The organism is Blattabacterium cuenoti (genome assembly GCF_014252075.1).
In the GTDB taxonomy this organism is placed as follows: Bacteria; Bacteroidota; Bacteroidia; order Flavobacteriales; family Blattabacteriaceae; genus Blattabacterium; species Blattabacterium cuenoti_AC.
In genome coordinates this window covers 153755-170488 of the sequence record NZ_CP059209.1, presented here as the reverse complement: position 1 = coordinate 170488, position 16734 = coordinate 153755, and the positions used below count along the sequence as shown (strand labels likewise).

General features: G+C 27.6%; 12 protein-coding genes. 2 read left to right on the top strand and 10 right to left on the bottom strand.

Translation table 11 applies throughout. The annotated features are described in order from the left end of the window. Window positions 1-26: 26 nt before the first annotated feature. From purC to surE, 7 genes are all read right to left on the bottom strand, one after another. Complete coding sequence (gene purC / locus H0H47_RS00790; RefSeq protein WP_185866146.1) at window positions 27-755, bottom strand: phosphoribosylaminoimidazolesuccinocarboxamide synthase; 729 nt, start codon at window positions 753-755, stop codon at window positions 27-29. Between the two features lie 2 nt (window positions 756-757). Further along, complete coding sequence (gene purE, locus H0H47_RS00785; protein WP_185866145.1) at window positions 758-1243, bottom strand: 5-(carboxyamino)imidazole ribonucleotide mutase; 486 nt, start codon at window positions 1241-1243, stop codon at window positions 758-760. A 23-nt stretch (window positions 1244-1266) separates the two neighbouring features. Further along, window positions 1267-4947, bottom strand: coding sequence for a phosphoribosylformylglycinamidine synthase (locus H0H47_RS00780; protein ID WP_185866144.1), 3681 nt, complete (start codon window positions 4945-4947; stop codon window positions 1267-1269). Between the two features lie 47 nt (window positions 4948-4994). After that, window positions 4995-6431, bottom strand: coding sequence for an adenylosuccinate lyase (gene purB, locus H0H47_RS00775; RefSeq protein ID WP_185866143.1), 1437 nt, complete (start codon window positions 6429-6431; stop codon window positions 4995-4997). Between the two features lie 14 nt (window positions 6432-6445). Further along, the gene (locus H0H47_RS00770) at window positions 6446-7741 is read right to left on the bottom strand and encodes an adenylosuccinate synthase (RefSeq protein WP_185866142.1); all 1296 of its coding nucleotides are present in this window, start codon (window positions 7739-7741) and stop codon (window positions 6446-6448) included. 64 nt (window positions 7742-7805) lie between these two features. Continuing rightward, window positions 7806-8771, bottom strand: a complete 966-nt coding sequence (ruvB, locus tag H0H47_RS00765; RefSeq protein ID WP_185866141.1) for a Holliday junction branch migration DNA helicase RuvB — start codon at window positions 8769-8771, stop codon at window positions 7806-7808. Beyond that, window positions 8756-9607: a 5'/3'-nucleotidase SurE gene (gene surE, locus H0H47_RS00760; RefSeq protein WP_185866140.1), complete on the bottom strand. Its 852-nt coding sequence runs from the start codon at window positions 9605-9607 to the stop codon at window positions 8756-8758. Before surE ends, ruvB begins: the two co-directional genes overlap by 16 nt. Window positions 9608-9668: 61 nt before the next feature. Between surE and H0H47_RS00755 the strand changes: the two genes are divergently transcribed. Beyond that, window positions 9669-11780 (top strand): carboxy terminal-processing peptidase, encoded by a 2112-nt coding sequence (locus H0H47_RS00755; RefSeq protein WP_185866292.1) that lies wholly within the window; start codon window positions 9669-9671, stop codon window positions 11778-11780. On the opposite strand, the gene gyrA is transcribed toward H0H47_RS00755, so the two are convergent. Together gyrA and aroB are read right to left on the bottom strand one after the other, a co-directional pair. Next, window positions 11764-14223 carry a DNA gyrase subunit A gene (gene gyrA / locus H0H47_RS00750; protein ID WP_185866139.1) on the bottom strand — a complete coding sequence of 820 codons (2460 nt, stop codon included), beginning with the start codon at window positions 14221-14223 and terminating at the stop codon, window positions 11764-11766. The two genes, H0H47_RS00755 and gyrA, sit on opposite strands and share 17 nt — an antisense overlap. A gap of 71 nt (window positions 14224-14294) precedes the next feature. Continuing rightward, window positions 14295-15362 (bottom strand): 3-dehydroquinate synthase, encoded by a 1068-nt coding sequence (gene aroB / locus H0H47_RS00745; protein ID WP_185866138.1) that lies wholly within the window; start codon window positions 15360-15362, stop codon window positions 14295-14297. 253 nt (window positions 15363-15615) lie between these two features. Here aroB and H0H47_RS00740 point away from each other — a divergent pair, with 253 nt between their 5' ends. Continuing rightward, window positions 15616-16263 carry a DedA family protein gene (locus H0H47_RS00740; protein ID WP_185866291.1) on the top strand — a complete coding sequence of 216 codons (648 nt, stop codon included), beginning with the start codon at window positions 15616-15618 and terminating at the stop codon, window positions 16261-16263. Here the strand turns inward: H0H47_RS00740 and H0H47_RS00735 are convergent. Further along, a complete protein-coding gene (locus H0H47_RS00735; RefSeq protein ID WP_185866290.1) occupies window positions 16260-16685 on the bottom strand; it encodes a nucleoside deaminase in 426 nt (141 codons plus the stop codon). The genes H0H47_RS00740 and H0H47_RS00735 overlap by 4 nt on opposite strands. Between the last annotated feature and the right edge of the window lie 49 nt (window positions 16686-16734).

The window sequence follows — 16734 nt, the reverse complement described above, 5'->3', positions numbered from 1 at the left end:
TATCTTTGCTCCATTATTTTAATGGATTATCTTACATTTAACCTTTTTAATATTTCCATATAAATGTCAAGTACCTCTTCATTTTCATTTAATCCAATTCTAAATGGATCTTTATCTAATTTTTTCATTGTTTTTCTGTCCCAAAAACGACAGGTATCAGGACTAATTTCATCAGAAAGTAAAATTTCATTCTTATGATTTTTACCAAATTCTACTTTAAAATCTACCAAGATAATATTTTTATCTAAAAAATATTTTTTAAGAATATTATTTACATTTGATATAATACGATAAATAGAATTGAGTTCTTCATAAGAAGTAACACCCAAAAAGACTGCGTGATGATCATTAATAAATGGATCTTTTAATTTATCGTTTTTATAAAATATCTCGAAAATAGGATTCGACAAACGAATTCCTTCTTGAATATTTAAACGTTTAGACATGCTTCCCGCTACAATATTTCGAACAACAAATTCTAAAGGAATTATATTTACCTTATGGCATAATTGTTCCCTATTATTAATTTTTCGTATAAAATGAGTTTTAATTCCACAAAGATTTATAAATTTAAATATTAATGTACTTATTTCATTATTTAAAATTCCTTTGTCTTGCAATAATTGATTCTTCAATCCATCCAAAGCAGTTATACTATCTTTATAATGAATTACTACTTCACGTGGATTATTGATGGTATATATTTTTTTTGTTTTTCCTTCTAATGAAAGATTTTTTTTAATAATGAAACTCATAATCATAAATATTGCTCTATTTCATTTTCCAATTTTTTTCTTATTTTCATTCGGAATTCTAGCAATGATTTTTTGAGATCTTTATTTTTTATAGCCAAAATATGAATAGCCAATAGAGCGGCATTATAAGAATTATTTATTCCTACTGTAGCAACAGGGACATCTTTTGGCATTTGTACCATAGAAAAAAGAGCATCTATTCCCCCTAATAGTCCATTATTGCAATGATAAATAGGGACTCCTATAACGGGTAATATAGTCTTTGAAGATATAATTCCAGGTAGATGAGCAGATAAACCAGCTCCTGCAATAATTAAATCTGTTCTTTCAGATTCTATTTTTTTTATGGTATTTGATAAAATGTCAGGCAGTCTATGTGCAGAAATAACATAAGATGTATAATTTACATTAAATTTTTTAAGTATTTCTGCTGCTGCTTTCATAGTTGGTTTATCGGAAACACTTCCAATAAATATAGCCACTTTCATATAATATTATATGATTTAATTTTTTATAAAAAATATTGTATTGCATTTTTAAAGATCGAATGTTCATGAACATTTGGTATATTTTTTAATAATCCATGATCATAACGCTCGGGATGAGTCATTCTTCCATAAATTCTCCCATCTTCACTTAATAATCCTTCTACAGCGAAAACAGATCCATTGGGATTATATAATCTTTCCAAACTAGGATTTCCTTCCAAATCTACATACTGTGTGGCAATTTGATTTTTTTCAAATAAAATATTTGTTATTTCTTTGCTTGCATAAAATCGACCTTCACTATGAGATATGGGAAGAGTATATATTCTATTTTTCATTCCACTTAACCATGGAGATTGATCAGAGATCACTTTTATATGAACACACTGTGATATATGTTTTTCTATTTTATTATAAGTCAGTGTAGGAGATTTATAATCTCTCAAACAAATTTTACCATAAGGTAATAATCCAGATTTTATCAATCCTTGAAATCCGTTACAAATACCTAATATCAATCCATCTTTATCAAGAAAACGTTTTATGGCATCTTTAATGTATGGATTATGTAATATAGATACAATAAATTTAGCAGCACCATCCGGTTCATCTCCAGCACTAAATCCACCGCAAAGCATAAATATTTGTACAGATTCTATATTCTTTTTTATCTGAAATATAGATTCGATAATATCTTGTTCATTCAAGTTTTTAAATACAGAAGTATTTACTATAGATCCCTCTTTTTCAAATGCACGAATAGATTCAAATTCACTATTTGTTCCAGGAAATATGGGAATAAATACACGTGGTTTCCCTTTTTTTTTAAATTTACATTTCCACACTATAGGATTACATTTTTTTTCTTGTTTAGTTGTCCTTTCTACTTTTTTAACATTTTTTTTAACTTCACTAAAAGAAAAAATAGGAGTAAAGGTTTTTATCCAATTTTTTATAGATTCGTTTATATCAATAGATATTCCGTTAAAATTTAATGATTTAGAAGAAACTATTTCTCCTATTGGAACAAAATTATCTGAAATGGGAGATGAAGATTCTATAATTAAGGAACCTATGCTCATTTCAAGTAAATGTTCTTGACAATTTATAACTACTCCTAAACGATTACCAAATGCCATTTGGGCAATAGCAACAGAAATTCCTCCATCTTTTACTGTTTTTACTGAAACTATTTTTCCTGAACGAATTCCCTCATAAACCTCATTATAGGCTTTTTTGATAGAATCGAAATCTGGCATTTCATTTTTTAATGAATGATGATTATATAAATAAATTTTGTTTCCTATTTTTTTAAATTCAGGAGAAATAATATTTAAACACAAACCAGTAGCTACACCAAAAGCAATAAATGTCGGAGGGACATGGATATTTTTATATGTTCCTGACATGGAATCTTTTCCTCCAATAGAAGCTAATCCGAAGGACATCTGAGCATGATAGGCCCCCAATAAAGCAGAGAATGGTTTCCCCCAATTTTTCGGATCACTTCCTAATTTTTGATAATATTCTTGAAAACTAAAATAGGTATTTTGGAAATCTCCTCCCATAGAAACAATTTTAGAAATACATTCTACAATTGCATAAGCCCCTCCATGAAGAGGACTCCAAGAAGAAATTTCAGGATGAAATCCCCAAGAAGCTAAACTAACTGTATTTGTAGTTCCTTTCAAAACAGGAATTTTTTGCACACTTCCTTCGGAAGGAGTCATTTGGTATTTTCCTCCAAAAGGCATTAAAACTGTAGTAGCACCTACAGTGCTGTCAAAAAGTTCTACCAAATTTTTTTGAGAAGCTATATTTAATTTAGAAAGAGTATCTAAAAATGTTTTTTTACTAAATAAAAATTTTTTTGATTTTTTAAAAGGAGAGATGGAAGTAGGAGAACTTACATAAACAGATTGCTCTTTATGCTCCCCTCTTGTATTCATAAAAGAACTTTTTACATTAAAAATTTCTTTTCCTTTATAATAAAATATAATTCTTTTATTATCAGTTACTTTAGCGATAAACGTAGACATTATATTTTCTTCACGAGCCAAATAAATAAATTTTTTAACATCTTTTGGATCTAATACCACAGCCATACGTTCTTGGGATTCCGAAAGAGCGATTTCAATGGCTCCCATATCCTCATTTGTGGGAATTTTATCTAAATAAAGAACCAAACTATCGCTTAATTCTCCTATAGCAACTGCAGCCCCTCCCGCTCCAAAATCATTACATTTTTTGATCATAGATACGACTTCTTTTTTTCGAAAAAATCTTTGAATTTTTCTTTCTATTATTGGATTTCCTTTTTGTCCCCGTTGTATGTTATTTTTGAAATTTGTATCATTATCATATTCCTTAGAAGAATCCGTAGCTCCTCCTATTCCTTCCTTTCCTGTTAACGCTCCTACTAATAAAATAACATCTCCTTTTTTTGGTTTTTTTTGTTTGATAAAATCAACAGGAACCGCTCCAATAACCATTCCAATCTCCATTCTTTTAGCTCTATATCCTTCATGATAAATTTCATGAACATGAGTTGTTGCTAATCCTACTTGGTTTCCATAAGAACTATAACCATGAGCTGATTCTAAACAGATTTTATATTGAGGCAACTTTCCATTAATAGTTTTCGAATTTGTAGGATCAGCGGCTCCACTTAACCTTAGTCCTTGATAAACAAAAGCTCTTCCAGATAATGGATCTCGAATAGCCCCTCCTATACAAGTAGAAGCACCACCAAAAGGATCAATTTCAGTAGGATGATTGTGTGTTTCATTTTTAAATAATAAATACCATTTCTCTTTTTTTTTACTACCGATGATGTCTACATCTATCATAATGATACACGCATTATGTTCATGAGATAAAACAAAATTTTTCAATTTTCCCTTTTTATAAAAAATTATAGAAGGAAGATTAGATAAGTCCATTAAATTGATAGAATTTTTTGATCTTCCCGTTGAATTTCTATCCTTTAAATATTTTCTAAAAATACTTTTATATGTATTTTTGAATGCCCCCCCAAAAGATATATCGACTAGGCTGGTATAAAATGTTTTGTGTCTACAATGATCTGACCAATAAACATCCAATATACTAAATTCTTCTTTTTTTGGATTTCTTTTTTCTTTAATAAAATAATTCTGTATGAACAATAAATCATTTATATCTATGGATAAATTACAAGTTTGATGAAATTTTTTTATTTCTTCAATAGAAAAATCAATGAAATTATTCACAATTTGAATATCATTTTTTTTTCTATTTTTTTTATCAAAATTCAAATTTGAATTGATATAATATTTTTTAATTTTATGAAAATCCTGATCTTTATTTATTCCAATTAACTCAATCAATTGTCCAGTCTTGACAAAAACAGTATTTGATTTAGGATCTAAAATTTTTATGCATTGCATAGCTGCATTTGCGCGATTATTATACTTTTCCGTAAATTTTTCTATATAATATGGATTATCAAAATTCATTTTTTCATGTAAAATATCTGTTACAGGATCTACAAAAATTTTTGATAAACTTTCTAAGAAAAGTTCTTTACTTATGTGATATATGTCATATATATAATAAACAACCACTTTAGATAATGAAATATCCATATTTTTCAATTCCTGATATAATTTTCTAGAATCAATATCAAAAGGAATTTTTTTTTGTATATAAATTCTAAAATTCATTATTTTACAAATACATGTATATGTATTAAAATTAAACTGTATTAAAATTAAACTTGTCTATCCATATTAGATATATCAGAATCAATTAAATAATGAAATCGATTCAATATTGGATTCACTTCTTTATCAATAAATTCCAAAGTTTGATCCGAAGAAAATCCTATAAAATTTTTGGGATTGAGTATCTGATTCATTTTTTCTTTATGAATTGGTATTTTTTTATCATGCAAAATACGTTGAACGAAATCATTTTCTTTTCCTTCTAATTTCATTTTCGAATTTGTTTCCATAGAATGAATTCGTATTCTCTCATGAATTTCTTGTCTATCTGCTCCATTTTTTACACATTCTACAATGATATATTCAGTAATTAAAAATGGGAGTTCCTCTTTAATATGTTTTTCAATGATCTTAGGATATACAGCAATATTTTCTAATATGTTATTCCAAATCATCAAAATAGCATCTGTAGCTAAAAATGATTGTCCAATTACTAGTCTTCTGTTGGCAGAATCATCTAAAGTCCGTTCTAACCATTGAGTGGCTGCAACCATAGCTGAACTATTGGATAAAGAAATAACATATTTTGCTAAAGAAGCCATTCGTTCACTTCGTATAGGATTACGTTTATAAGCCATAGCGCTTGATCCTATTTGATCTTTGTCAAAAGGCTCTTCCATTTCTTTTAAATTTTGTAGCAAACGTAAATCATTACTAAACTTATGAGAAGATTGAGAAATATTGGATAATAAGTTTAAAACTTGAGCATCCACTTTTCTGTCGTAAGTTTGTCCTGTAATCGGAAACACTTTTTGGAATCCAAATTTATTGGATAATTTTTTTTCTAAAAATTTTACTTTTTGTAAATCTCCATGAAATAATTCTTTGAAGCTGTCAGCCGAACCAACAGTTCCTTTAACTCCTCTGAAATGAATATTTTTTAACCTAAATTCTAATTCTTCTAAATCTAGAAGTAAACTCTGTATCCACAAAGCAGAACGTTTTCCTACAGTAGTTAACTGAGCCGGTTGATAATGTGTGAAAGCTAAAGTAGGAACATTATGGTATTCTAAAGCAAAATTTCTAATTCTAAAAATGACATTAATCAATTTTTTAAGTAAAATATCCAATCCATCACGAATCAAAATAATATCTGTATTATCTCCTAAAAACGCACTTGTAGCCCCTAAATGAATAATAGGTTTCGCTTTAATAGCCTTTTCTCCAAAAGCGTACAAATGTGCCATAACATCATGACGAAATTTTTTTTCATAAAAAGAAACCCGATCCCAATCAATATCACACAAATGATTTTTCAAATCATGAATTTGTTCATCACTGATATTTAATCCTATTTCTTTTTGTATTTCTGCTAAATACAACCATAATTTTCTCCAAGTAGTAAATTTTTTTTTTGGAGAAAAATTATATAACATTTCTTTGCTACTATATCGTTCAACTAAAGGATTTTTATATTCTTTCACAAAAAAAATATTTTTTAAGAAAAAATTTTAAAAAACGAATATTTATTTTTAATAATGTTCTGATTCCTTTCAGAACCTACAGAAATCAATAGCACTTCTAATTTTAGATAATTCTCAATAAATTTAATATATTTCTTACAATTTTCCGGTAATTCTTCATATTCACGAATGTGAGATATGTTCTTTTTCCAACCAGGAAAATCAATATAAACACCTTTCATATTTTTTTCTATATTTGCTGGAAAGTGTTTGATCCTTTTTCCATTATATTCATATTCTATACAGACTTTAATAATTTCTAATTCACTTAATATGTCTAATTTAGTTATAATCAACTGATTAATTCCATTAATCATACAAGAATACTTAAGAGCTATCAAATCCAACCATCCACATCTTCTTGGACGTTTTGTTGTCGCTCCATGTTCATTTCCTTTTTGACGTATTACATCTCCTATTTCGCTCTTAATTTCTGTCGGAAAAGGTCCAAATCCTACACGTGTACAATATGCTTTTGCTACTCCTATGAAATTTTCTAAAAAATTAGGAGGAATTCCAGTTCCTATGCATACACCTCCTGTAGAAGGAGAAGAGGTAGTAACATATGGATATGTTCCATAGTTAATATCCAATAACATAGCTTGAGCTCCTTCAAACAAAATTTTTTTTTCATTATGAAAAGCATCATGAATTTCATGAACAGCATCTATTATTCGATTAGAAAGAATTTTTGCGTATTCTATATATTCTTCATAAATATATTCAAAAATAAGAGGTTCTTTTTTATAAACTTTTGTAATAATCTCATTTTTGAAATTGATATTATATTTTAGTTTTTGGTAAAAATCCTTAAAGTTTAAAAAATCTAATACACGTATTCCCATACGTCCTGTTTTATCTTCATAAGTCGGTCCTATTCCACGATGAGTAGTCCCAATAGACTGATCAGATAAAACCTCTTCTTTATATTGATCTATCAAACGATGATAAGGCATGGTTACGTGAGCTCTCTTTGCTAAAAAGACTTTAGATGTATCAATATTCATTGATTCTAAATCCTGTATTTCTTTAATAAAAGATTTAGGATCAACAACCACTCCAGGTCCAACTATACATTTTACATTAGAATAAATAACTCCAGAAGGAATTAAGTGAAGAATAAAATAATGATTCTTAACATGAATAGAATGACCTGAATTATTACCTCCCTGATAACGGATTACATAATCTGAATTTTTAGAAAGTAAATCTGTTATTTTTCCTTTTCCCTCGTCACCCCATTGGAGACCAACAATAACATTTGAAGGCATAACATTTATACATTTTGATAATTTTCAACAAAGTTAATTTTTATAAATAGATAATAAAAATATTTCATTTTTTTTTTATATTTTGTTTTAGATGTTTATACGCCAATTTTGTAGCTTTTCTTCCTCTAGGAGTTCTAACTAAGTATCCTTCTTTGATAAGAAAAGGTTCATAAACTTCTTCTATCGTATCTGAATTTTCGCTAACAGCTGTTGCTATAGTATTTATTCCTACTGGTCCCCCTTTAAAATGATCTATAATAGATAAAAGTATTCTGTTATCCATTTCGTCCAATCCATTTTGATCGACATTAAGAGCTTTTAATCCTAAATTACATATGTTAATATCAATAGTCCCATTTCCTTTTATCTGTGCAAAATCACGAATTCTACGAAGTAAAGCGTTAGCTATACGTGGAGTCCCACGACTTCTATTAGCTATTTCATAAGATGCGTCTTCCGTAATTGGAATATTTAGTAATTTTGCACTTCGATTTACAATATTTTTTAATAATTCTTTTTCGTAATAACCAAGACGAAAATTGATACCAAATCTAGATCGCATTGGGGCCGTAAGCAATCCAGATCTGGTAGTTGCCCCTATTAAAGTAAAAGGAGATAAATCTATTTGTACTGATCTAGCGTTAGATCCAGAATCTATAATAATATCTATTTTGTAATTTTCCATAGCCGAATACAAATATTCTTCAACTATTGGAGAAAGTCTATGGATTTCATCAATAAAAATAACATCATTTAATTTTAAATGAATCAGTAATCCTGCTAAATCTCCTGGTTTATCTAAAACAGATCCTGAAGTCACAGTGATATCCACACATAATTCATTAGCTACAATATGAGCAAGTGTTGTTTTTCCTAATCCTGGAGGACCATGAAACAAAATATGATCCAAGGCATCTTTTCTTTTTTTAGCGGCTAGAATAAAAATCTTTAAATTTTCCAATATATCATTTTGTCCAACAAAATCTTGAATTTTTTTTGGGTTTAAAGATTCTTCTAAAAAAGATGACACTGGCTATATATTTTAATGTTCATATTCAAAATCATAAAATGGATCAAAAAGAAAATAAATAATAAAAAATTCCAGGATTTTAAAATATTTAATATAGAATAATTTGTTAAATCAAATTGAATAGGAACAATAGAGATATATCCGTTTTTTAATGCCCATTCATCTGTATCCAATTTTTCATCAAGATTAACAAAATCCCCTACTAACCAATAATAACTTCTTCCTTTTGGATTGTCCCGTTTATCAAAACTTTCTTTCCATTTAGATACTGCCTGTCTACATATTTTAATTCCTTTGATTTGTTCTTTTTCCAATTTTGGAATATTAACATTCAGACTGATTTTTTTTCCTTGAATAGGATTATAAAGTATTTTTTTAACAATTTTATAAACATATTTTTTTGATGGTTCAAAATTAGCATTCCAATCAAAATCCAAAAGAGAAAATCCTATAGATGGAATTCCTTCTATACTAGCTTCAATAACAGCGGAAACAGTCCCAGAATACATGATATTTATAGAAGAATTTGATCCATGATTAATTCCTGATACACAAATATCAGGCTTTCTCGGGAGAATTTTATTAATAGCCAATTTGACACAATCTACCGGTGTTCCTGAACATTCCCATTCTTTTTGACTCCCATTATCGATTTTTACAAAATCACAATATAGCACGGAATCCATAGTTATAGCATGGCCTACTCCAGATTGAGGTTTATTTGGAGCAACAACATACACGTCCCCTAAAAGATTCATAGAATGAATAAGTGCTCTAATCCCTGGTGCTATAATCCCATCATCATTTGTGACTAAAATAATTGGTTTTTTATTCATTTTTTTACAAAAAGAATCTATTTATATAATAATTTTATTACTATTTATTAAAAAAAACATAATTGTGATTTATAAGATCAAACAACTTAAGTACATAATAATTGGTTTTATTTTCATTTTTTTATTGAGTTTTTGTTCTCCTAGTGGAGAACAAGAAAAAAATCATTTAATACTCAAGACAATATATAAAACACTTCACTTTTTGCATCCAAATCCCATTCCTATTAATAATAATTTTTCACAAAAAGTGTACAATAAATATTTTGAAAAATTAGACAATCAAAAACGTTTTTTTATGCAAAAAGATATAAAAGATTTGTCTTTTTATAAAAACAAAATAGATGATTTTTGGATTCATGGAGATCCTACGTTTTTCAATATTGTTATCAAATGTTTTTATCAAAGAATAAAAGAATCGGAATCTATATGTTTTCAAATCTTAAAAAACCCTTTTGATTTTAATAAAGAAGAAATGTATTTTATTGGAGAAAATGATATTTATTATCCAATAAATTTTCAAGAAAGAATTGAAAAATGGAGAAAATATTTAAAATATTTGACTTTACTAGAAATCATTACTTCTGTCAATCAAAAAAATTTAAATGTTTCCAAAAAAAAAATTTGGAAAAATGTATTTCTTAATAAAGAAAAAATATCTAGAAAAAAAGTAAAAGAATATATTATAGAATATTTTAGAAAATTAAAAAGAAAAAAAAAATTTGACTGGTTTTCTATGTATGTAAATACTATAACTTCCCAATATGATCCTCATACTAGTTATTTTTCTCCTAAAGAAAAAGAAATTTTTGATTTAAACATATCTGGACAAACAGAAGGAATAGGGGTCAATTTGCAAGATGATAAAGGAACACCCACTGTTGTAAAACTTATTTTTGGTGGACCTGCATGGAAAAGTAAAAAAATAGAAGTAGGAGATAAAATTATACGAGTAGCAAAAGATCTTAATTCAGAATTCCAAAATATTGTAGGAATGTTATTGGAAAATTCCATTCGTTTAATTAGAGGAAAAAAAGGAAGCAAAGTCAAATTAACTCTTCAAAAGAAGAATGGTTCTATAGAAGAAGTAATATTAACCAGAGATGTCATAGAAAAGAAAGAAATTTTTGCAAAAAGTGCTATAATATTGGATAAAAATGAAAATAAATATGGGTTGATTTTTTTGCCTGAATTTTATTTTAATCCTGAAAACAAAAATGGGAGAAATGCAGCTAAAGATATGAAAGAAATTATTCAAAAATTAAAAAAAGAAAATATAAAAGGACTCATTATAGACATCAGAAATAATGGAGGAGGTTCTTTAGAGACTGTAATAGAAACAGCTGGATTTTTTTTGGGAAAAGTTCCCATTGTACAAATAGGTCAATCTAATAAGAAAAAAAAGATATTAATAAATAATCGTGAAAACATCCTATGGACAGGACCACTTGTCGTTCTTGTGAATGAACTATCAGCGTCTGCTTCTGAAATTCTTGCAGCAGCTATAGCTGATTATAAGAGAGGGATTATTGTTGGAAGTTATCAAACATATGGAAAAGGAACAGTTCAAACTATTTATCCATTAAATCAATTTTTATTTTCCAATAAAGAATTTGGAGCTTTAAAATTTACCATTAGCAAATTTTACCGTGTCAATGGAAGTTCTACTCAATTAAAAGGAGTTAATTCAGATATAGTTCTCCCGAATAATATAAGTAATATGTATTTAAACCTTATGGAAAAAAATCAACCAAATTCTATGAAATGGGATAATGTAGACCCTGTTTCTTTTCATTCTTGGGATCAAAATAAAATATTAGAAAATGTTAAGCTTAAAAGCATTAAACGTTTGAATAAAAATAAAAATTTAATGACTATTTATAAAACTATACAATCATTAGAAAAAAAATTTTCAAAAAAGAAACAATTTTCTTTAAACTGGAAAAAATTCTATTCTGAGAATAAAAAAATAAAAAAAAGAAACGAAAATTTTCAAAAATTAAAAAATTATTTGAATATATATGGATTACGATACTTTCCTCCTTCTTATAAAATTCTTTCTAATGAAAAAGTATCAGAAATGAAAGAACAACAAGAATGGAAAAAAAATTTGATAAAAGATTTTTTGATATCAGAATGTGTTAACATTTTGCGTGATTTTAATGAAACCCCATAATAGGTTTATAAACTTTTGCTACATCAGCTATAGCATCGTTCTCTTTCAAGTTAATTAGTCTAACACCTTGAGTCGTTCTTCCCATAACTCTTATGTCAGACACAGGTATACGTATAATAATTCCTGATTTCTTAATGATCATCAGATCATCTTGATCTGTAACATGTTTGATTGCAATTAAATCTCCTGTTTTTTGAGTAATATTTATTGTTTTTATTCCTTTTCCTCCACGATTAGTTATACGATAATCTTTTAGATGGGACCTTTTTCCAAATCCTTTTTCAGAAACAACCAACAAATGTGTTTTTTCTTTTTCATCTACACATATCATTCCAATCACTATATCATTTTTAACTGTAAAATTAATCCCTATTACTCCAGAAGAAGTTCTTCCAGTTGATCGGACTTTATTTTCTGAAAAACGAATAATTCTTCCACTTTTTACAGCAATAAAAACATGACTATCACCTTTGGTTAAAATAGCTTCTAATAAAGAATCTTCTTTACGAATTATGATGGCATTAATTCCATCTTTTCGAGGTCGAGAATAATTTTCTAAAGATGTTTTTTTAATAATCCCTTTTTGAGTAACCATCATAACGTAATAATCTTTAACGTATTCTTTATTGGTAAGATCTCCCGTTAATATATAGGCGTTAACTTTATCATCTTGTTGAAGATGAATAATATTTTGAATTGCTCTTCCTTTAGATATTTTTGATCCTTCTGGGATTTCATATACTCTTAACCAAAAACATTTTCCTTTTTCTGTAAAAAAAAGCATATACTGATGATTCGTTGCTATAAGTAAATGTTTAAAAAAGTCAGATTCTCTGGCTGTGGCTCCTCTATTTCCTACCCCCCCTCTTCCTTGACGTTTGTATTCTGATAAAGAAGTTCTCTTGATATAACCAGCATGAGAAATAGTAAGAACCACTTGTTCATTTTCAATTAAATCTTCTATATGTACTTTATTTCCTGAATAATCAATCTGTGTTCTTCGTGAATCTTGATATTTTTTTTTGATATCCAAAAGTTCTTCTTTGATAATTTTTGTTCTTATAGAATGTTGGACTAAAATATTTTGGAAAAACTCTATTTTTTTTACAAGTTCGTCATATTCTTTTTTCAGTTTTTCTAGTTCTAAAGAGGTAAGACTTTGTAAACGCATATCTAAAACAGATTTAGATTGATCTTCTGATATTTTAAATTTTTTAATCAGAGTGGAACAAGCATCATTATGATTCCTAGATTTTTTAATCAGTTGGATCATAAGATCTAAATGGTCTAAAATTTTAAAAAACCCTATCAATATGTGAACACGATTTTTACACTTTTCTAATTCGTATTTAGTACGACGAATGATAACATCATGTCGATGATCCACAAAATGTTGAATAAGATCCTTTATATTTAATTGAATAGGTTTTCCATTAACTAAAGCTATACTATTGACATTGAAGTAAGTTTGTAGAGAAGTATATTGAAATAATTTGTTCAATAAAATGTGAGGGTTTGTATTCTGCTTAAGAATATAAACAACACGCAATCCATTTCTATCCGATTCATCACGAATTTGATAAATTCCTTCCATTTTTCCTTCTTTCATTAATCCAACAGTCTTAGTTATCATATCTGCTTTATTCACTTGATAAGGAATTTCATCTACCACAATACATTGTCTTCCCTGAATTTCTTCTAAATGAACTTTTGCACGCAAAACAATACGCCCTCTTCCGGTGTGAAAAGCATTTTTCACACCATCATATCCATAAATGATTCCGCCTGTTGGAAAATCTGGAGCTTTAATGTGTTTCATAATCTGTTCTACAGATAAATTATTGTTGTTGTCTATATAAGCACATATAGCATTTATAGTCTCTTTTAAATTATGTGGAGGAATATTAGTAGCCATTCCAACTGCAATACCAGAAGATCCATTGATCAAAAGATTAGGAATCCGTGTAGGTAAAACTGTTGGCTCCTCCAAAGAGTCATCAAAATTCAATTGCATATCTACTGTTTCCTTTTTGATGTCCAATAACATTTCTTCAGATATTTGTTTCATTCTGACTTCTGTATAACGCATAGCTGCAGGAGGATCTGCGTCTAATGAACCAAAATTTCCTTGTCCATCTATTAATGGATAACGAAGAGTCCATTTTTGAGCCAAACGAACCATCGTATCATAAACAGAAATATCTCCATGTGGATGATATTTTCCTAAAACTTCTCCAACAATACGAGCCGATTTCTTATAGGAACTATTAGATAAAATTCCTAATCTATACATCCCATAAAGGACTCTTCTATGTACAGGTTTTAATCCATCTCTTGCATCAGGAAGAGCTCTAGACACAATAACAGACATAGAATAATCTATATAAGATGATTTCATTTCATCTTCTATATTAATGGGAACCAATTTTTCTCCTTTACTCATTTTTTATAAACATTATGAGATTTACTATTTCAATTTAATATAAAGAATATTAATAAATTAAGAAAAAATGTTTAGTTAAAAAAACATTCTTTTATCAAGGAATGTGGGACTTTACAATTATAGGAACATTTTCCTATTTCTTTTAATAAAGAAAATTGAATTTTATTATTCTCATTTTTTTTATCATATTCCATAATCATCAATATTTTTTCGATTTCTAAATCAGATAAATCAAAAAATTTTTTTTTCACTGGATATAATTCATAAAATGTTGATTTTATGCTTTCATAATCATAAATAGATAATCCATTAATTTTGGATGAAATCCAAGATTCACAGATCATTCCCATAATAACAGCCATCCCATGTAATATTTTTTCTGTATTCAGAAAATAACTTTCTAAAGCATGTCCAATGGTATGTCCAAAATTAAGAATTTTTCTTAATCCTTTTTCTTTAGGATCTTGGTGCACAATTTTCTGTTTTATTAATATAGACTGATGAATTAAATGATCCCATTGATTTATATTATTTATATCTTTTATTTGATTCATTTTTATCCAAAAGCCTCTATCCGCTATTAAACCATGTTTAAACATTTCAGCCATTCCAGAAATAATTTCTTTCTTAGGAAGAGTTTTCAAAAAATGAGTATCAATAATTAAAAATTCTGGAATATAAAAAGATCCTATTTCATTTTTAATAGAATCTAAATTAACACCTGTTTTGTAGCCCACAGCAGCATCAACCATTCCTAATAAAGTAGTAGGAATATTTATAAAACGAATTCCCCTTTTAAATATAGAAGCTACAAATCCACCTACATCTGTTATAACGCCTCCTCCTAAATTTAGGATTAAACTTTTCCTATTTCCTTTAAATTTTTCCAGATTTTTACATATTTTAATACATGTATGAATATTTTTTTCTTCTTCTCCTGATTTGATCTGAATCAAATTAGATTCTTTTAAAAGATCTATACGAGATAAAAGAATAGGAAGACAATGTTTATAACTTCTGTCATCCAACAAAATGAATGTATTTTTTATGGAATCTATTTGGTTAAGGAGATAATTTTCTAGTATTTCATAAGCTTTTTCACGAAAATATATGCCCATCCCTATATCACTATTTTTCATTTGCGTGCATTTAGCTTCACTCAGCAAAATTAACTAATTTTTTATTAATCAATAAAATAAAATATTTTGCATAACCAAAAAATCATAAAAATAAAACCTACTATTAAAAAAAATATATTAGGAATCCATCCTAAAATATTGATAAATTTGAATAAACACTCCATGAAAAACATATTTTTTGAGTATGAAAATAAATATTATTTAGTTTTTCTAAAAAATGGAAATATTGAATATTGTTTCTTATATTTGTAAAATGTCTGATTTTTGGGATTTTTTTCAGCATTTATTCAATCCTAGATGGATATTTTTATATTTTGGAAATACAGCTTTGTTTGTTCTATTGGCAATAGTTTTTGCAGAAACAGGATTTTTTATTGGATTTTTCTTGCCCGGAGATTCTTTGTTGTTTACTGCTGGAATTTTTGGAGAAGATTTATGCAAAAATTTTTATAATGTGCCTTTCTTTGTTATTATTTTAATTGTAGCTGGTGTAGCTACTCTTGGGAACATGCAAGGATATTGGTTAGGATATAGATCCGGTAAATTGTTATATAAAAAAAAGGATTCATTTTTTTTTAAGAAAAAACATCTTATTCTGGCAAAATTGTTTTATAATAAATACAAAACAACTGCATTAATCATGAGTCGTTTTCTTCCAATGTTTCGTTCTTTTGCTCCTATTATAGCAGGTGCAATCCGAATTGATTTCAAAAAATTTATGGTATATAATATTATTGGAGCGCTTTCTTGGACTTTTTCTATTATGTTGGCTGGACATTATTTGGATAAAAGTTTTCCTGAATTAAAAAATCATCTCGAATGGATTATTTTATTAATCGTATTTACTACAACTTTACCGATTCTTTTGAAAATTAGAATAAAGAAAAAAGCACTAATTTAATGCTTATGAATTCTTTTAAAAAAAAAGAATTTTTGGATCAGATCTTTACATTGATTTTTCATAATTCCAGATACAAATTTAGTTTTTGGATGTAATTTAATCCCAGAATACAAAAAACCTCTTCTAGAATTACTGGATGCTCCACAAACCACTCTTCCTATTTGAGACCAAAATAAAGCTCCTGCACACATAATACATGGTTCTAAAGTGACATATAATGTGCATTTTTTTATATATTTATTTTTCAAATAATTAGAAGCTAAGTCTATGACCAACATTTCTGCATGTGCGGTGATGTTACTGAAAGTTTCAGTTAAATTATGGGCTTTTGCTATAACTACATCTTCATACGTTATTGCGGCTCCTATAGGAACTTCATTTTTATGAAAAGCAATAAAAGCTTCTTTTAAAGCTATTTTCATAAAATAAAGATCTTTTATAAAAGACATTATTTATTTTTCACTTTTTATC